Below are 19363 nucleotides of genomic sequence, written 5' to 3'. Positions count from 1 at the left end.
TTAAGCATTCAATTTTAGGGCATTGTAAATATGTTCGGCTGTTTTTTTACTTGCGCCTTTTCCGCCAAGTTTTTTTTCTAAATCGTAATAGTCAATAAAGAATTTTGTACGTTCATAAGAATCTAAAATAATATCGAGCTCCTTTTTTAAATTCTTAGCGTTAAATTCGTCTTGAATAAGCTCTGTAACTACAGGTTTATCCATAATTAAATTAACTAAAGAGATGTATTTTAATTTAATTATACGTTTACCAATTTGGTACGATAACCAGCTCCCTTTATAACAAACTACTTGAGGTACTTTCATTAAAGCCGTTTCTAAAGTGGCTGTTCCCGAAGTTACCATTGCGGCATAAGAGACACTTAGTAAATCGTAAGTTTTGTTGGCTATAAAATAAACGTTTTTACTTTTAATAAATTGTTGGTAATAATCGTAATCCTGACTTGGTGCACCAGCAATTACAAATTGATAGTCTGGATAATCATCAATTATACTAAGCATTACGCTAAGCATTTTACTAATTTCCTGTTTACGACTACCAGGTAAAATAGCTATAATAGGTTTGTTATTAAGCCCGTGCTCTGCTCTAAATTCATGTTCGCTAACTTGATTTCTATCGGCAATAGCATCTATTAAAGGGTGTCCAACAAATGTTACATCGTAATCGTAGGTGTCGTAAAACGATTTTACAAATGGAAGTATAACATACATGGCATCTATATCGTGCTTTATATTTTTTACACGACTTGCTCTAGAGGCCCAAACTTGTGGCGATATATAATAATTAGTTCGGTAATTTTGTTGTTTTGCCCATTTTGCAATGCGTAAATTAAAACCTGAATTATCTATAAAAATAATAACATCTGGATTGTAAGACGCTATGTCTTGTTTACAAAATGAGATGGCTTTTAGAATTTTAGATAAATTCATTATAACTTCTGCAAACCCCATAAAGGCACGCTCTTTATAATGACTCACTAAAGTACCGCCTACTTGTTGCATAAGATCGCCTCCCCAAAATCTAAAGTCAGCGTCTAAATCTACTTTCTGTAGCGCTTTCATAAGATTCGAGCCGTGTAAGTCTCCTGAAGCTTCTCCTGCAATAATGTAATATTTCATTATACAAATTTAAGTATAAAGGTAAATATGGCAATACAAACTGTGGCTAGAATAACACCACGAGCTCTATAGTCTTGTCTCTTTTTTATAAATACAAAAAAGGCACCTAAATTTAAAACAGCACCTAAGCTAGTTAGTTTTCCTAAAAAATATTCAGATTGAGCAGCATGTATAACTTTAAAAGGATCATCGCCATCGCCTAATAAGGTGGCAGCTAAAAACAATCCAATAGCATTAGCAATAATACCTACTATAAATCCTATGACAACTTCTTTTTTAATCATTTAAATTCCAAGTGTTAATTTGTTTTATACTTTGGTAGGCAGTTAAATCAAACTGTACAGGTACTACAGAAACATAATTGTTTTCTAACGCCCATTCGTCTGTGTCTTCACCTTGGTCTAAATTTACAAACTTACCTGCAAGCCAATAATAATCTTTCCCCATAGGGCTTTGTCTTTTGTCAAATTTTTCAACCCAATTCGCTTTTGCTTGTCTGCACACACGAATCCCTTTTATTTTAGATTTACTAACATTAGGGATATTTACATTTAAAACGACCCCTTGTGGTAAACCGTGTTTTAAAGTATTTTCGGTAATGGTTTTTATAAACGATTGCGAATGCTCAAAATTAGCTCCCCAATTGTAATCTAATAATGAAAATCCGATAGCAGGAATGCCTTCAATACCGGCTTCAATAGCAGCGCTCATAGTTCCGGAGTAAATAACATTAATAGATGAATTAGAACCGTGATTAATTCCTGAAACACAAAGATCCGGTGTGCGTTTTAAAATTTCACGAATCCCTAATTTTACACAATCAGCAGGGGTTCCCGAACAACTATATTCATTTTGAGGTCCGTCATCTATTGTAATTTTTTCAACATATAAAGTAGAATCTACAGTAATGGCATGTCCCATTCCACTTTGTGGACTATCAGGAGCAACAACAACTACGTCGCCAATTGTATTCATTATTTTTATAAGAGTTCTAATACCAGGGGCAGTAATTCCGTCATCATTGACAACCAGAATAAGAGGTTTTTTAGACATTTTTTTTATTTTGAAATGCTATGCTAAAATACATAAAATCTAACTGAAAGCAGGAATTTAATTAGTTTAACAAAAAATTACGTTATATTGATTTTTATTGGCATGCTTTTTTCTCTACTTTAGTGAAAAATATACGATGCATTTCTATAGGCTTATGAAAAGGAATTACAAATACTTAGTTGTACTGTTAGTATTGGCGTTCGCGTCTTGCAGTTTTACTACAAAAACATTTAGCAATCCAGATAAAGATAAATTACTAGTTCAGGTAATTACTTATGTACTTGAACGGGGACATTTTGACCCCAAAACAATAGATGATAATTTTTCTGAAGAAGTTTACAATAAATATTTAAATGCTTTAGATCCATTAAAACGCTACTTCTATGCTTCCGACATTAAAGAGTTTGAAGCGTATAAAGATGAAATCGACGAACAGTTAAAAGAATACGATATTACTTTCTTTAATATCACGCACGAGCGTTTGCTTCAAAGAATGGAAGAATCTAAAGTGTTGTATACCGAAGTTTTAAATACACCATTTGATTATACATTAGATGAAGAATTTAATGCTGATTATGAAAAGAAAGGCTATGCAACGTCTAAAAAGGATATGAAAAATCGTTGGAGACAACAACTTAAATTTACAACCATTTCTAATTACGACGATTTACAAACGGAAGAACATCTTAAAAAACAGAAAAATCCAGAATATAAAATAAAATCGGATTCCGAAATGGAAAAGGAATCAAGAAATGCGACTTTAAAATCTATTGATAATTATTATACAGATTATATAGACGATTTAGAGCGTAGCGATTGGTTTACAGTATACGTAAATGCTGTGGTAGAATCTTTTGATCCACATACATTTTACTTTGCACCAGAAGACAAAGATAGATTTGATCAACAAATGTCTGGAAAGTTAGAAGGTATTGGCGCTCGATTAACTAAGAAAATGGATAATGTTAAAATTATGGAGCTTATTTCTGGAGGACCAGCCTGGAGAGGAAATGAGTTAGAAGTTGGAGATATTATTCTTAAAGTGCGTCAAGAAGATGAGGAAGAATTTGTTAATATAGTTGGTATGCGTTTAGACGACGCGATTAAATATATTAAAGGGCCAAAAGGAACAGAAGTAACTTTAACTATTAAAAAAGTTGATGGGTCTACTAAAGATGTTTCTATTGTTAGAGATATTGTAGAGTTAGAAGAGACTTATGCAAAATCGTCGATTGTAAAGAAAGACGATATAAAATACGGGGTAATTAACTTGCCTAAATTTTATGTTGATTTCGAAAATTACAATAACCGTAATGCAGCTTCAGATATCAAAAATGAAATTGATAGATTGAAAGAAGAAGGTATGGAAGGTTTAGTATTAGATTTAAGAAACAATGGTGGTGGATCATTACAAACTGTTGTCGATATGGCTGGATTGTTTATTAAAGACGGACCAATTGTTCAAGTACGTTCTACAGGCGAACCAAAAGAAATTTTAAGAGATAAAGATGAGTCTATCGAGTGGGACGGACCTTTAGTAATTTTGGTTAATGAATTGTCTGCTTCGGCTTCAGAGATTTTAGCAGCAGCAATGCAAGACTATAAACGTGCTATTATTTTAGGAAGTAAACAAACCTACGGTAAAGGAACTGTGCAAAATGTTCTAGATTTAAATAGAATGGTGCGTAATAATAGTAATGGCGATTTAGGAGCACTTAAATTAACGACTCAGAAATTCTATAGAATTAATGGTGGATCTACACAATTAGAAGGTGTTAAAAGTGATGTTGTTGTTCCAGATCGTTATAGCTTTATTGATATTGGAGAGAAGGATCAAGAAAATCCGTTGCCTTGGGATAAAATTGCAGCAGCAGATTATACCTTATGGAATGGGCATTTTGATTACGATACTACAATTGAGAAAAGTAAAAATCGTATGAGTAATAACGAGCAATTAAAATTAATTGAAGATAACGCAAAGTGGATTAAATTGAAGATGGATGAAAATGAATTCAATTTAAACTATGTAAAATATAAAGAGAAGTTAGAGCTTAACGAGGAAGAAGCTAAACGTTTTGAAAAAATTTCAGATTACAAATCAAATCTAACGTATATGTCTTTACCTTATGAAGAAGCCTTGTTTGTAAAAGATTCTACATTACGTGAAAAACGTAATCGTTGGCACGAGAATTTAACGCAAGATGTGTATATGGAAGAAGCTGTAAATGTACTTGAAGATTTAAAAGGGTCTTATAAAGTAAAAGCAGATGTTGCCGCTACCGAGCCTTCAAAAGGTAATTTAGAAACAACAGGTACATCTTCTAAAAATTAAATAATTAATGGGTGGTAAAACGCAATCATTAAAACAATTAGCGCTCCAAAAATTTAAACACAATTTTTGGGGCGTTTTTAGTTTCTGCTTTATTCTTAGTGTAGGGTTAATTTCAGTCTTCGCTTATACATTAGCTCCGGATCATTCGCAGTACGCGAACCAGATGCATCTTTCGGTTCATTCTAAAAGACCAGGATTTACTGTAGATATGTTGACTATTCCGTCGCAAATAAAAAACAAACAAAATAGCATTGACAAAGTGTTCTTCGGAACAATAAATACAGATACTGAAATTCCAGTGTCTAAATATTATAAAGCTAATGATACCTTAATATATACAGAGTACGCCTCAGATGGCTTGATAGGAGCCGAAAAGACATTAAGTTTAAGTGGCTTTTCAGACCAGGAAATCTCAAATTTAGTCGCGCCAAGAACATTTCATTTAGGTACAGATAAATACGGTAGAGATGTATTAAGTCGTATTTTAGTAGGTGCTAGAATCTCTTTCTTTATTGGGTTTGTAGCTGTTTTTATCTCATTAATTATTGGTTTGGCTTTAGGAAGTATTGCTGGATACTATGGCGGAAAAGTAGATGCTGTAATCATGTGGGTAATTAATGTTACATGGTCTATTCCTACATTATTATTAGTTATAGCAATTACTTTAGCTCTAGGAAAAGGGTTTTGGCAAGTGTTTATTGCAGTAGGTTTAACCATGTGGGTGGAAGTGGCACGTGTGGTACGCGGACAAATAATAAGTGCTAAGGAGATGCAATATGTTACTGCGGCGAAAGCTTTAGGATATAACGATTATCGTATTATTACTAAACATATCTTACCTAATATTATGGCACCAGTAATTGTTATTTGTGCAGCGAATTTTGCCTCTGCAATTTTAATAGAAAGTGGTTTGAGTTTCCTTGGAATTGGTGCACAACCGCCAATGGCTAGCTGGGGAGCAATGATAAAAGATCACTACAATTACATAATTTTAGGGAAGCCTTATTTAGCAATTATTCCCGGATTGTGTATCATGAGTTTGGTAATGGCTTTTATGCTAATAGGAAATGCGCTTCGAGATGCACTAGACGTAAAAAGTTAGTCTATTTTTAAATTAGAATTGGTGTCGTCTATATATTGCAGTAATTCGTCTTTTCCAATTTCTTTAGAAGACGAGGTTACAAAATAATTAGGCATATCTTCCCAAGTTTCAAGTAATACATCGCGATAATCATTCACATGATTTTCTATTGCCATAGGTTTTAACTTATCGGCTTTTGTGAATATTATAGAAAACGGGATACCGTGTTCGCCTAACCAAGTCATGAATTCTAAGTCTACAGGTTGTGGTTTATGGCGAATATCTACCAATACAAAAGCAGATATAAGTTGAGCCCTTTTGCTGAAATATTCAGTAATAAATTTCTGAAACGTCTTTTTTGCGCTTTTAGATACACGTGCATAACCATAGCCAGGTAAATCGACTAAAAACCAAGTTTTATTAATTAAAAAGTGATTGATAAGTTGTGTTTTTCCTGGTCTACCAGAAGTTTTGGCAAGACTTTTACGGTTGGTAAGCATGTTAATAAGCGACGATTTACCAACATTACTACGACCAATAAAGGCGTATTCTGGTATTCTGTCTTTCGGGCATTTGGATACATCCGAATTGCTCACTACAAACTCAGCCGATTTAATTTGCATAATTTTTTACTGTTAAAAGTTCCTAGCAGTTAACCAAGAATCTAGTATTTTATTAAATTCATCTGGATGTTCCATCATGGCTGCATGTCCACATTTATCAATCCAAAATAAATCCGAATCTGGTAAAAGTTCATGGAATTCTGTAGCTACTTCTGGAGGCGTTACAATATCGTTTTTACCCCAAATAATGCACGTTGGTACATTCATTTTAGGTAAATCTTTACTCATATTATGTCTAATAGCACTCTTAGCAATGGCTAAAGTTTTTATTAATTTGTTTCTGTCGTTTACCGTTTCGTAAACTTCATCTACAATTTCTTTAGTTGCAACTTCAGGGTCGTAAAATACATCTTGTGCTTTTTTACGAATAACTTCATAGTCACTTCTTTTGGTGTAACCACCACCCATAGCACTTTCATATAAACCAGAACTTCCTGTTATAATTAGTGCTTTTACTTTTTTAGGATAAAGTTTTGTATGGAATAATCCAATATGTCCACCAAGAGAGTTTCCTAGTAAAATGACATCGTTAAGCTCCTTAAATTCAATAAAATCATAAAGGTAATTTGCAAAGCTTTTAACATTCGTTTTAAGTAAACTCATGCTATAAATTGGTAGCTCAGGTATAATTATTTTATACCCTTTAACACTGAAGTAATTAGATACAGCGTCGAAGTTGCTTAAACCTCCCATTAAGCCATGAAGTATGATTATAGGTTGCCCTTCTCCAACTTCCAAATAGCTGAAATTCTTTTCTTTTTTTAAGCGATGCGTCATTAATTAGTCATTATCGTCAACAAACAAATATAGGTATTTCATTCGTATAATAAAGTATAATCTAGGGTATCACTTTAAATAGTTTTTAATAGAACAGATATTAACAAGTAAAATGAATGTCAAATTTTCTTCCTAATTAATTTTAACTCAATATATAAGAGGTTTTAGATGTGTCTAATATTCTTTGTGCGTTAGTTGTGTTCAAAAATTTATTAACAAAGTGGTATATTGTGGTAAAAAGTGGTATATTTTTCAATATATTTGACAAATATAGAATGTAATCCCCAAAAATTGTTTTGAACTCATTAATAGGTACATACGAATGCAAAGTGGATGCGAAAGGCAGATTAATGTTGCCTGTTTCGCTGAAAAAGCAGTTGAGTGCCGTATTGCAAGATGGGTTTGTGGTAAAACGTTCTGTTTTTAATCCGTGTTTAGAATTGTATCCAATGCAAGAGTGGAATGTCTTAATGCAGAAGATAAATAAGCTAAATAGGTTTAAGAAAAAGAACAACGATTTCATCAGGAAATTTACTGCAGGTGTAAAAATAATTGAGGTCGATGGTACGGGGCGATTATTAATTCCGAAAGATTTAGCGGTTTTTGGTGGGATTTCAAAAGAAATAGTTGTGGCTTCAGCTGTAAATATTGTTGAAATCTGGGATAAAGATAAATACGAACAGAGCATAAGTGGCTCGGCTGATGATTTTGCAGATTTAGCTGAGGAAGTTATGGGTCAAGATGATGAAGATTATGGAATATCATAACCCTGTATTGTTAAAAGAAACGGTAGACGGTCTTAATATAAAAGAGGACGGTATTTATGTGGATGTCACTTTTGGTGGTGGTGGACATAGTAAAGAGATTTTAAAGCGTCTTGGTCCGAATGGTAAATTATTTGCTTTCGATCAAGATCCAGATGCTTTAGAGAATGCACTAGATGATGAGCGCTTTCAGTTAATTCATGAAAACTTCAGATATGTAAAACGTTTTTTGCGTTTTTATGGTGTGAAACAAGTGGATGGCATATTGGCAGATTTTGGCGTGTCGTCGCATCAATTCGATGTTGCTGAGCGTGGATTTTCAACGCGTTTCGAAGCAGAGCTAGATATGCGTATGAATCAGACAAGTCAACTGTCGGCTTACCATGTGATAAATGAATATGACGAAGAGCAGCTGAAAGATGTGTTGTTTCAATACGGTGAATTGCGTTCTGCTCCAGCTATGGCAAAGATGATTGTTGAGTCTCGAGAAAATGAAGTTATAAAAACGAGCAATCAGTTAAAGTTAGTGTTGAAGAAGTTTTTATCTCCTAAACACGAGAATAAAATTTTAGCACAAATTTATCAGGCAATACGTATTGAGGTTAATCAAGAGATTGCGGTGTTGAAAGAATTTTTAATGCAGACGCCAGAGGTTTTAGCGCCTAACGGAAGACTGAGTTTAATAAGTTATCATTCTTTAGAAGATAGATTGGTGAAACGATTTATTAGAAATGGAATGTTTGAAGGAGAGCCAGAACGTGATGTGTTTGGAAATTTTGAAGTGCCGTTAAAAAAAGTAGGCGGGCTAATTGTTCCTTCGAAAGCAGAAGTAAAAGAAAATAATAGAGCTAGAAGTGCAAAACTTAGGATTGCAGAGAAGGTATGAGGAAAGGTGTTTACGGCTTGTTAAAAGGGAGGTTTCTTGTTAGTGAAGATTCGTTTAAGAATTGGCGAGGAATTCTTTTTGTTATGATTTTAGCATTTTTCATGATTGCAAGCTCGCATAGTGCAGATAAGAAAGTTCATGATATTGCGCGGTTAGGTGATGAAGTAAAAGAATTGCGGTCGGCTTTTGTAGATGGTCGTTCTCGATTGATGCGGATTAAGATGGAGTCATCAATAGTAAAAAAAATGTCAGAAAAGGGTTTGGTGCCTTCCGAAATTCCACCAAAAAAGATAAAACTAAAAATTAAAAATTAGAGTATAGATTTGGCAACAAACGAAAAGAACATATTAACCCGATTGTATATTGTAGCAGGATGTATGTTTCTCTTTGCAGTGGCTGTGCTATTCAAGTTATGTACTATTCAGTTTGTCGATGGAGATAAGTATCGTAATCTAGCAGAAAAACGTACTATAAAATCGGTTACTATTCCTGCAAATCGTGGAAATGTATACGATTCAGAAGGAAGTCTCTTGGCTACTTCGGTGCCTAAGTATGACATTCGTTTCGATGCTGTCACGCCAACTTCCAAAACATTCGAAAAATATTTAAAGCCGTTATGCGATTCGCTTCATGAGTTTGGAGGGAAACCTTCTAGTTACTATCAAAACGTATTGCGTAAGGCGCGTGCTAACAAAAATAGATACCATTTAATAGCGAGAAATATTGGGTATTCAGATTATATCCGTTTACGAAATTTTCCACTTTTAGGCCTTGGAGCTTTTAAAGGAGGATTAATTGTAGAGCAAAAAACCAAGCGTGAACATCCTATGGGTGGTATTGCAGAGCGTACCATTGGTTACGAGCGTATAGATGATCAAGGTCATGTAACACGTCCAGGTATAGATGGTGCTTTTGGAGTAAAATATTTAAGAGGAACAAACGGAAAACGTTTAAAACAAAATATAGGTAAAGGACAGTGGAAACCTATTGCCGATTATAATCAGGTTGAGCCAAAAGATGGATACGATGTGTATACAACCATAAATGTGAATATCCAAGATATTGCACATCATGCGTTGTTGAAGCAGTTGGAGTATTACGATGCTGAACATGGAACGGTAATCGTGATGGAAGTGGAAACTGGAGAAGTTAAAGCGATTTCTAACTTAGGAAAAACCACAAATGGCAATTATTATGAAAAGTTGAATTATGCTGTGGGCGAATCTCATGAGCCAGGTTCTACTTTTAAGTTAATGGCTTTGGTTGCTGCGTTAGAAGATAAAGTGGTAGATACGTCTACAGTGATTGATACAAAACGAGGGATGAAACGTTTTTACGGGCGTTCAATTTACGATTCTCATCATGGTGGTTTTGGTAAGATTTCTGTGGCTCGTGCTATGGAGGTGTCTTCAAACATTGCTTTTGCAACCATTATAGACGATAATTATTCTAAGAATCCAGAGAAATTTATAAACAGATTGAAATCTTGGCATTTAGATCAGCCTTTAGGAATTCCTATTAAAGGGGAAGGGAAGCCAATGATTCCAGAACCAGGGCATAGTAAGTGGAGTAGAAATGCTTTGCCATCTATGGCTTATGGTTATAATTTGAGCTTAACACCTTTGCAAACCTTAACCTTTTATAATGCTATTGCGAATGATGGAGTGATGGTAAAACCACGCTTTATTTATAGTGTAAAGGAATTAAATACGCCAATAGAAACTTTTCATAAAGAAGTTATTAATGAGCAAATCTGTTCGGAGCAAACGGTTAAAGAAGTTCAAGCAATATTAGAAAATGTAGTAAAACGCGGAACAGGAAAATCCTTATATAATCCGTATTTCTCAATGGCGGGAAAAACGGGTACTGCACAGACGGAGTATTGGATGGCAGACTGGAAAGATAATAAACGTTATATCTCAACATTTGCGGGATATTTTCCGGCAGTTAATCCAAAGTATTCTTGTATTGTGGTTATTCATAAGCCAAGTACAAAAAAAGGATTTTATGGTGCAGATGTTTCTGGACCAGTGTTTAAGCGTATTGCTCAAAAAATATTTACAGATACACCAATTGTAGATGAAGTTAATTCGTTGCAAGTGGTGGATAAGCCGGTAGATGAAGAGTTTGAGAAGTTTTATGAAACGGCTCAAAAATATAAAACCATTATGCCTAAAGTAGTAGGGTTGCCAGTTATGGATGCTGTTGCTTTATTAGAAAACTTAGGGCTTGAGGTTGAAATGGATGGATTGGGAGATGTTAAATCTCAGTCGATTCCTGAAGGAGAAAAAATAAAAGAAAATCAAAAAGTTGTTTTAAAAATATCGTGAGTTTATTAAAAGACATATTGTATAAAGTTGCTATAGATACTGTGGTTGGTGCTACCAATGTGCATATAAATAACATTGCTTTCGATTCTCGTAAAATAGAATTGAACGATGTGTTTGTAGCTATTTCTGGTACTATAGCAGATGGTCATGGTTTTATAGAAACGGCTGTAAATAACGGTGCTTTAGTTGTGGTGTGCGAGCATATGCCAGAGCAAAGAGTTAATGGTGTGACTTATATTGAGGTTGAAGATTCTAAAATAGCCTTGGCTATAATGGCTTCAAATTTTTATCATAATCCATCAGAGAATTTAAAGCTTGTTGGTGTTACTGGAACGAATGGTAAAACAACCATCGCAACACTTTTGTATCAACTGTTTAAAGGCGCCGGATATAAAGTTGGTTTGCTTTCAACAGTAAAAGTTTTAATAGACGATAAAGCGTATAAAGCAACGCATACAACACCAGATTCATTATCTATTAATGCGTATTTGAGCATGATGAATGAAGAAGGTGTAGAGTATTGTTTTATGGAAGTGAGTTCGCACGGAATTCATCAAAAACGAACTGAAGGACTTCATTTTGTTGGTGGTGTGTTTACTAATTTGTCTCACGACCATCTAGATTATCATGCTACGTTTGCGGAATACCGTGATGTGAAAAAATCATTTTTCGACAATTTACCGAAAACAGCATTTGCCTTGGTAAATGTAGACGATAAGAATGGGGAAGTGATGCTTCAAAATACCAAAGCGCAAAAGCAAACTTATGGTTTAAAAAATTACGCCGATTATAGAGGTCAGATTTTAGAAAATCAATTCACAGGCTTGTTGCTTAAAATTAATGATAATGAAGTTTGGTCACGTTTAATAGGTGATTTTAATGCTTCTAATTTATTAGCGATTTATGGTGTGGCTGAGTTGCTAGGTTTAGAAAAAGATGAAACGCTTAGATTAATAAGTGGTTTAGAAAGTGTAAGCGGTCGTTTTCAATATCTAATTTCAGATTCAAAAATCACTGCAATTGTAGATTATGCACATACTCCTGATGCTTTAAAAAATGTGTTAGAAACTATTAATAGTATCCGAACTAAAAATGAAGATGTTATTACTGTAGTTGGTTGTGGTGGAAATCGCGATAAAACAAAGCGACCAAAAATGGGGCATATCGCATCGGCTTTAAGTACTAAAGTGGTGTTTACAAGTGATAACCCAAGAAATGAAGTGGCTGAAGTGATTATTGAAGACATTGAAAAAGGTGTAGAGCCTATTAATTTTAAAAAAACAATGTCTATAGTAGATAGACGACAAGCTATAAAGACGGCGTGCCAATTGGCGCAGCCAAACGATATTATATTAATTGCTGGAAAAGGGCATGAAACCTACCAGGAGATTAAAGGAGAACGTTTCGATTTTAATGATTTCGAAATTGTAAAGGACTATTTAAAACAGCTAGAAAAATAATATGTTATACTATTTTTTCGACTATTTAGAGCAACATTATCAATTTCCAGGAGCATCACTTTTTGGGTTTATAACCTTTCGTGCGGCTATGGCAATTTTAATGTCTTTAATTATTTCTACGGTTTTCGGAAAACGCATCATTCGCTTTTTACAGCGTCAACAGGTGGGAGAAACAATTCGTGATTTAGGACTTGAAGGACAGTCTGAAAAAGCTGGAACACCAACTATGGGTGGAATTATTATAATTCTGGCAACCTTAATTCCTGTGATTTTATTAGCAAAATTAGATAATGTTTACATTTTATTACTGATTGTTACAACCTTATGGATGGGAACTATTGGTTTTATAGACGATTATATTAAGAAGTTTAAAAACGACAAAGAAGGCTTAAAAGGAAAGTTTAAAGTGCTTGGTCAGATTGGTTTAGGGTTAATTGTTGGGACTACCTTGTATTTTAATCCTAATGTAACTATTAAAGAAAAGTTACCTGAAGCGCAGCAATTAGAAATATTAGCAGAAAATCCTAATGCTTTGCCTGGTAAGTTTTTCGCGGCCGAAGAGCAATCGACTAAAACAACAATACCTTTTATTAAAGGTAACGAATTTGATTACGCCGATTTAATTACTTGGATTGATCCAAGTTTAGCAAAATATGCATGGTTGTTATTTATTCCAATCGTAATTTTTATCATTACAGCAGTGTCTAATGGAGCTAATCTTACCGATGGAATTGATGGTTTGGCAGCAGGAACATCGGCAATTATAGTGTTTACCTTGGGGATATTCGCTTGGGTTTCTGGGAATATTATTTTCTCAGATTATCTCAACATCATGTATATCCCGCGAGTTGAAGAAATCACAATTTATATAGCTGCATTTATGGGAGCTTTGGTTGGGTTTTTATGGTATAATACGTATCCAGCCCAAGTATTTATGGGAGATACAGGAAGTTTAACTATTGGAGGAATCATTGCAGTTATTGCTATTGCGGTTAGAAAAGAATGGTTAATTCCGGTGTTGTGCGGAATCTTTTTAGCAGAAAATTTATCGGTGGTATTACAGGTGAGTTACTTTAAATACACACGAAAGAAATATGGCGAGGGTCGACGTATTTTTAAGATGTCGCCTTTGCATCATCACTATCAGAAATCTGGATATCACGAGAGTAAAATTGTAACCCGATTTTGGATTATAGGAATACTGTTAGCAATTATTACCATTGTAACCTTAAAAATTAGATAAGATGAAAAGGTTGGTGATTCTTGGTGGTGGAGAAAGTGGTGTGGGAACAGCGCTTTTAGGAAAAGAAAAAGGATTCGACGTATTTGTTTCCGATAAAGGAAAAATAAAAGAAAAGTATAAAAACGTTCTTATACATCATGACATTGCTTGGGAAGAGCTACAGCATACGGAAGCTAAAATTCTGAATGCAGATGTGGTTATGAAAAGCCCAGGTATTCCAGATAAAGTGCCATTGGTAAAACAGTTGGTTGAAAACGATATTCCTGTAATTTCTGAGATAGAATTTGCGGTGCAATTTACAACAGCAACAATTGTAGGAATTACCGGAAGCAATGGAAAAACAACAACAGCGAGTTTGGCATTTCATATCCTAAAAGAGGAGTTAGATGTGGGGTTAGCTGGGAACATTGGAGATAGTTTTGCTAAGCAGGTTTTAGAAGACGATTTTAAAAACTATGTGCTTGAAATCAGTAGTTTTCAATTGGATGGTGTGGTAGATTTTAAACCACATATTGCAGTAATAACCAATATTACACCAGATCATTTAGATCGGTATAATTATGATTTTGATGCGTATATCGCTTCAAAATTTAGAATTGCAATGAACCAAACAAAAGATGATTATTTGATTTATGATGCAGATGATCCAGTGTTAGTCGATTGGTTGGAGAAACATCCAGTGCAATCGCAATTATTACCATTTTCGTTAGTAAAGACTATAGAAAATGGCGCATGTTTAGAAAAAGAAAATATTAAAATAACAATAGATAACAATCAGATACTTATGTCAGCAAGAGACCTAGCATTAGAAGGTAAGCATAATGTTAAAAACGCAATGGCTGCTTCGACAGTGGCGCACTTATTAAAAATAAGAAAGCAGACCATTCGAGAAAGTTTAGAGAACTTTCAGGGTGTAGAACACCGTTTAGAGCATGTGTTGAAAATTAACAAGGTTCAATATATAAACGATTCTAAGGCTACAAATGTGAACGCGACATACTACGCTTTAGAAAGCATGTCGGCACCTACAGTTTGGATTGTTGGTGGTGAGGATAAAGGAAATAGTTACGAAGAGTTATATTCTTTCGTAAATACTAAAGTGAAAGCAGTTATATGCTTGGGTGTAAACAATGAAAAATTGTTGCAAAACTTTAGTAATATGGTAGATGTTATTGTGGAAACACAATCTATGAATGAGGCGGTTAAAATCGCTTATAAAATAGCAGAAGCAGGCGATAATGTATTGTTGTCTCCAGCATGTGCTAGTTTCGATTTATTCGAAAATTACGAAGATAGAGGAAGGCAATTTAAAGACGCAGTAAGGAATTTATAATGCAAGAATTTTTAAACAAATTAAAAGGAGACCGTTCTATTTGGGCTATTGCTGCATTGTTGGCATTATTCTCATTCTTACCGGTGTATAGTGCGGCAAGCAACTTGGCGTATATGCATGGTAGCGGTAGTACTTTTACTTTTTTCTTAAAACATTTTATGCATTTAAGTGTGGGGTTTGTATTTATGTACTTTACTCATCTCATGCCTTATCGTTATTTACGCGGATTGTCGTTTGTGGGGATATTGGTAGCGTTAGTATTGTTAGGCTTTACCATGCTTCAAGGGACTACCATAGAAGGTGCTAATGCGAGTCGATGGATCCAGATTCCTATTGTAGGAATGTCGTTTCAAACGTCTACGTTCGCATCGCTAGTGCTTATGATTTATGTTGCACGATATATGGCGAAAATGGCCGATACTCCAATTACGTTTAAAGAGTCTATTTTACCGCTCTGGATGCCTGTGTTCTTAGTGTTAATTTTAATATTGCCTGCTAACTTTTCAACAGCAGCTTTAATATTCTTAACAGTAATTATATTAGTGTTTTTAGGTGGTTATCCTATTAAATATTTAGCAATAATAATAGGAATGGGAGTGCTGTGTTTAGCCATGTTTGTTTTGGTAGCTAAAGCTTTTCCAGATGCGATGCCTAATCGTGTTGACACTTGGATGAGTCGTGTGGAAAATTTTTCGAATGGAGAAGATACAGAAGAAGATTATCAGATTGAAAAAGCTAAAATAGCTATAGCATCAGGTGGAATTAAAGGTGTTGGTCCGGGAAAAAGTGTTCAGAAAAACTTTTTGCCACAGTCATCCTCAGATTTTATTTATGCAATTGTTGTTGAAGAATATGGGTTAATAGGTGCTGTTATTTTAATGAGTGTGTATTTATTGTTGTTATTTAGAATAGTAGTGGTGTCTCATAAAGCTAAGACCATTTTTGGGTCGTTAGTAGTTTTGGGTGTAGGCTTGCCAATTGTAATTCAAGCCTTGTTAAATATGGCTGTAGCTGTAGAGTTGTTTCCTGTAACAGGGCAAACGTTGCCACTTATTAGTAGTGGAGGAACGTCGATTTGGATGACATGTTTAGCTGTTGGTATTATATTAAGTGTAAGTGCTAATAGTCAAGTGTCGGAAAAAGAAGAAGAAATAGATGAAGAAAATCCGTTAGAAATTTTATCGGAAGCAATATAATGAGTAAAAGTTATCGTATCATATTATCTGGAGGAGGAACTGGTGGACATATCTACCCGGCGATTGCTATTGCAAACGAATTGAAAACGCGTTACCCAGATGCGGAATTTCTTTTTGTGGGCGCGAAAGATAGAATGGAAATGGAAAAAGTGCCACAGGCAGGCTTTAAAATTGAAGGGTTGTGGATTTCGGGAATTCAGCGGGAGCTGACTTTAAAAAACCTGATGTTTCCTTTCAAGTTGATTAGCAGTCTTTATGAAGCACGAAAAATTATTAAAAAGTTTAAGCCAGATGTAGTTATAGGTACAGGTGGATTTGCTAGTGGGCCTTTATTGCAAATGGCTACAGGAAAAAATATTCCGAGTTTAATTCAGGAACAGAATTCTTTTCCAGGGATAACAAATAAGTTGTTATCTAAAAAGGTTCAGAAAATTTGTGTGGCTTACGATGGTTTAGATCGTTTTTTTCCGAAGCAAAAAATTATAAAAACAGGTAATCCTGTGCGTCAAGGATTGTTAGATATAAATTCTAAAACAGAAGAAGCTAAGGCGTTTTTTAAGCTAGTGCCAGAGAAAAAGACCTTGTTGGTTTTAGGTGGTAGTTTAGGTTCTAAGCGTATTAATGAATTAATTGAAAAAGAAATAGATTATTTGCAAACACGTAATGTTCAAATTATATGGCAGTGCGGAAAATTGTATTACGATAAATATAAAATTAATGGGAATACAAAAAACGTTCAAGTTCATGCATATTTGAATAATATGGATTTTGCATATGCTGCTGCAGATATAATTATTTCTAGAGCAGGAGCAAGTTCGGTTTCAGAATTATGTATTGTTGGTAAGCCGGTTATTTTTATTCCGTCTCCAAATGTTGCAGAAGATCATCAAACTAAAAATGCGATGGCTATTGTAAAAGAAAATGCAGCATTGTTAATACAGGAAAGCGATTTAGATGTCGATTTTGAAAATAAGTTTTCTCAGTTAATTGAATCTAAAGAAAAACAGAACATTTTAAGTGAAAATATAAAAAAATTAGCATTGGTAAATGCGACAAAAGATATCGTAGACGAAGTAGAAAAATTATTAAAAAGCTAAATGAATTTAAACACTATAGATAACGTTTATTTTATTGGTATTGGCGGAATTGGGATGAGTGCTTTAGCACGATATTTCAAAGCTAATAACAAGCGTGTTGCTGGGTATGATAAAACCCCTAGCGATGTTACGCGTGCTTTAGATGCGTTAGGTATTGAGATTCATTTTAGTGATTCTGTTGCAAATATTCCGAATTCATTTTTTAATTACGATACAACTTTAGTGGTGTATACACCGGCGATTCCGAAAGATAATATGGAATTGGTGTATTTTAAAAACAATAAAAGTTTCAGTGTGTTAAAACGTTCTGAAATTTTAGGATTGGTTACAGAAAATACGTTTTGTTTGGCTGTAGCGGGTACGCATGGTAAAACAACAACCTCAAGTATTTTGGCGCATTTGTTATACGAATGCCAAGTGCCAATGACTGGGTTTTTAGGTGGTATAAGTGAAAATTATAATTCTAATTATATATCTAAAGGCACAGAAGTTTCTGTGGTAGAAGCCGACGAGTTTGATCGTTCGTTTTTAACGTTATCTCCAGATATTGCTTGTATAACATCTATGGATGCAGATCATTTAGATATTTATGGAGAAGCAGAAGCGCTGAAGGATTCGTTTATAGAGTTTTCAAAGCGTGTAAAAAAAGGAGGTAAGTTGTTTGTTAAAAACGGATTGCCAATTGAAGGTATAACATACGGTATAGAAGATGACTCTGATTATACTGCACAAAATATTAAAATAGAAAACGGAGGTTACGTGTTTAATGTAAAAACACCAACAGCTGTTGTTAAAGATATTCAATTTAACCTGCCTGGTAGACATAATTTGTCTAATGCTCTAATTGCCTTGGCGATGGCTGTAGAATATGGGTGCCCTCACCCGCAGCTCGCCGAGGCTTTAGCATTATATAAAGGGGTTAAAAGACGTTTTACTTATCATATTAAGTCAGACGATTTGGTTTTTATAGACGATTATGCACATCATCCGGAAGAAATAAATGCCGTGTATCAAGCGGTTACAGAGATGTATCCAGGAAAAAGTGTGTTAGCGGTATTTCAGCCTCATTTGTTTAGTAGAACACGTGATTTTATAGATGAATTTGCTAAAAGTTTATCGCAGTTTGATGCTGTGTTATTATTAGATATTTATCCGGCTCGAGAGTTACCAATTGAAGGCGTAACATCTGCCTGGTTGTTAGATAAAATTAAAACTGAAAATAAGGAATTGGTGTCAAAATCAAATCTTATATCAAAAATTAAAGCGAGTGATGCATCTGTAATTGTTACAATGGGAGCAGGTGATATTGGAGTAGAAGTTGAACATATAAAAACCGCATTACAAGATGAGTAAAATACATTGGGGTTATGTAAAACTTATAGTTTTATCAGGGATTGTTTTATTTTTGTTTGCCTTTGCATCTGCAAGAAATTCTCAGCGTAAAATATCTGAGCCAATAATTCATTTTATGGGCGATAATAATTTATATATTACGCAAGAAAATGTTAGTAACTTGTTAATACAAAAAGAGAAAGAGGTTTCAGAAATGACCAAAGAAACTTTAGATTTGAATACGCTAGAATTTGCCCTGAATTCGAACCCATTAATTAAATCAGCACAAGTTTATGTAGATGTAAACGGCTCGTTAACAGCCGATATCGAACAAAAGTTGCCGATAGCACGTATTCAAGATACAACCTCGTATTATCTAGATGATAGAGGTGGCTATATGCCCTTGTCGACTAATCATACGGCAAGAGTACCTTTTGTTGTGGGACATATTGAAAAAAATAATTTGAGTAATGTTTTTATAATCGCTCAGAAAGTTTATAATGATACGTTTCTAAAGAAACATGTGGTGGAAATTCATCAAGATGAAACTCAAAAAATTTCATTGAAGTTAAGACAACACCGCTTTAATGTGTATTTAGGAGATTTAACTCAATTAGATAAAAAGATTAATAATCTAAAAGTATTTTATAAGAAAGCTCTAGAAGAGAATTCGCTTAAAGATTATGATAAAATTAATTTGCAATTCGATAACCAAGTGGTGTGCACCAAAAACTAAA

Annotated in this window: 18 protein-coding genes; 13 read left to right on the top strand and 5 right to left on the bottom strand. The window is 34.3% G+C overall.

The annotated features are described in order from the left end of the window. The 3 genes from lpxB to surE are packed head-to-tail and all read right to left on the bottom strand — an operon-like array spanning window position 1 to window position 2172. Complete coding sequence (gene lpxB / locus BN863_RS14860) at window positions 1–1119, bottom strand: lipid-A-disaccharide synthase (protein WP_038531940.1); 1119 nt, start codon at window positions 1117–1119, stop codon at window positions 1–3. Beyond that, complete coding sequence (locus BN863_RS14855) at window positions 1119–1403, bottom strand: hypothetical protein (protein WP_038531938.1); 285 nt, start codon at window positions 1401–1403, stop codon at window positions 1119–1121. Before BN863_RS14855 ends, lpxB begins: the two co-directional genes overlap by 1 nt. Next, window positions 1396–2172, bottom strand: coding sequence for a 5'/3'-nucleotidase SurE (surE, locus tag BN863_RS14850; protein ID WP_038531936.1), 777 nt, complete (start codon window positions 2170–2172; stop codon window positions 1396–1398). The genes BN863_RS14855 and surE overlap by 8 nt, the downstream gene beginning before the upstream one ends. A gap of 154 nt (window positions 2173–2326) precedes the next feature. On the opposite strand from surE, the gene BN863_RS14845 reads away from it, so the two are divergent. Then, window positions 2327–4504, top strand: coding sequence for a carboxy terminal-processing peptidase (locus tag BN863_RS14845; RefSeq protein WP_051774869.1), 2178 nt, complete (start codon window positions 2327–2329; stop codon window positions 4502–4504). A gap of 7 nt (window positions 4505–4511) precedes the next feature. Continuing rightward, window positions 4512–5606 carry an ABC transporter permease gene (locus BN863_RS14840; RefSeq protein ID WP_038531935.1) on the top strand — a complete coding sequence of 365 codons (1095 nt, stop codon included), beginning with the start codon at window positions 4512–4514 and terminating at the stop codon, window positions 5604–5606. On the opposite strand, the gene yihA is transcribed toward BN863_RS14840, so the two are convergent. Together yihA and BN863_RS14830 are read right to left on the bottom strand one after the other, a co-directional pair. Further along, complete coding sequence (yihA, locus tag BN863_RS14835; protein ID WP_038531933.1) at window positions 5603–6208, bottom strand: ribosome biogenesis GTP-binding protein YihA/YsxC; 606 nt, start codon at window positions 6206–6208, stop codon at window positions 5603–5605. The genes BN863_RS14840 and yihA overlap by 4 nt on opposite strands. A gap of 12 nt (window positions 6209–6220) precedes the next feature. After that, window positions 6221–6985, bottom strand: a complete 765-nt coding sequence (locus BN863_RS14830; protein WP_038531931.1) for an alpha/beta fold hydrolase — start codon at window positions 6983–6985, stop codon at window positions 6221–6223. A gap of 296 nt (window positions 6986–7281) precedes the next feature. Here BN863_RS14830 and mraZ point away from each other — a divergent pair, with 296 nt between their 5' ends. From mraZ to BN863_RS14775, 11 genes are all read left to right on the top strand, one after another. Further along, window positions 7282–7752: a division/cell wall cluster transcriptional repressor MraZ gene (mraZ, locus tag BN863_RS14825; protein WP_038531929.1), complete on the top strand. Its 471-nt coding sequence runs from the start codon at window positions 7282–7284 to the stop codon at window positions 7750–7752. Continuing rightward, entirely contained in the window at window positions 7739–8635 is an 897-nt protein-coding gene (rsmH, locus tag BN863_RS14820) for a 16S rRNA (cytosine(1402)-N(4))-methyltransferase RsmH (RefSeq protein ID WP_038533751.1), read from the top strand. Before mraZ ends, rsmH begins: the two co-directional genes overlap by 14 nt. Further along, a complete protein-coding gene (locus BN863_RS14815; RefSeq protein ID WP_038531927.1) occupies window positions 8632–8949 on the top strand; it encodes an FtsL-like putative cell division protein in 318 nt (105 codons plus the stop codon). Before rsmH ends, BN863_RS14815 begins: the two co-directional genes overlap by 4 nt. A gap of 63 nt (window positions 8950–9012) precedes the next feature. Beyond that, window positions 9013–10965, top strand: a complete 1953-nt coding sequence (locus BN863_RS14810) for a penicillin-binding protein (protein WP_051774868.1) — start codon at window positions 9013–9015, stop codon at window positions 10963–10965. Further along, window positions 10962–12425 carry a UDP-N-acetylmuramoyl-L-alanyl-D-glutamate--2,6-diaminopimelate ligase gene (locus tag BN863_RS14805; RefSeq protein ID WP_038531924.1) on the top strand — a complete coding sequence of 488 codons (1464 nt, stop codon included), beginning with the start codon at window positions 10962–10964 and terminating at the stop codon, window positions 12423–12425. The genes BN863_RS14810 and BN863_RS14805 overlap by 4 nt, the downstream gene beginning before the upstream one ends. Window position 12426: 1 nt before the next feature. Then, window positions 12427–13668, top strand: a complete 1242-nt coding sequence (gene mraY, locus BN863_RS14800) for a phospho-N-acetylmuramoyl-pentapeptide-transferase (RefSeq protein ID WP_038531923.1) — start codon at window positions 12427–12429, stop codon at window positions 13666–13668. Window position 13669: 1 nt separating this feature from the next. After that, window positions 13670–15001 (top strand): UDP-N-acetylmuramoyl-L-alanine--D-glutamate ligase, encoded by a 1332-nt coding sequence (murD, locus tag BN863_RS14795; RefSeq protein WP_038531921.1) that lies wholly within the window; start codon window positions 13670–13672, stop codon window positions 14999–15001. Next, window positions 15001–16197: an FtsW/RodA/SpoVE family cell cycle protein gene (locus tag BN863_RS14790; RefSeq protein ID WP_038531920.1), complete on the top strand. Its 1197-nt coding sequence runs from the start codon at window positions 15001–15003 to the stop codon at window positions 16195–16197. Before murD ends, BN863_RS14790 begins: the two co-directional genes overlap by 1 nt. Beyond that, entirely contained in the window at window positions 16197–17294 is a 1098-nt protein-coding gene (gene murG, locus BN863_RS14785) for an undecaprenyldiphospho-muramoylpentapeptide beta-N-acetylglucosaminyltransferase (protein ID WP_038531919.1), read from the top strand. The genes BN863_RS14790 and murG overlap by 1 nt, the downstream gene beginning before the upstream one ends. Next, window positions 17295–18647, top strand: coding sequence for a UDP-N-acetylmuramate--L-alanine ligase (gene murC / locus BN863_RS14780; protein ID WP_038531917.1), 1353 nt, complete (start codon window positions 17295–17297; stop codon window positions 18645–18647). Continuing rightward, on the top strand, window positions 18640–19362 hold the full coding sequence (locus BN863_RS14775; protein ID WP_038531915.1) for a cell division protein FtsQ/DivIB: 723 nt from the start codon (window positions 18640–18642) through the stop codon (window positions 19360–19362). The genes murC and BN863_RS14775 overlap by 8 nt, the downstream gene beginning before the upstream one ends. The last annotated feature ends 1 nt before the right edge of the window (window position 19363 follow it).

This window comes from Formosa agariphila KMM 3901 (assembly GCF_000723205.1).
Classification (GTDB): Bacteria; Bacteroidota; Bacteroidia; order Flavobacteriales; family Flavobacteriaceae; genus Formosa; species Formosa agariphila.
The sequence above is the reverse complement of the archived record's forward strand: the minus strand, read 5'-3'. Positions and strand labels throughout refer to the sequence as shown.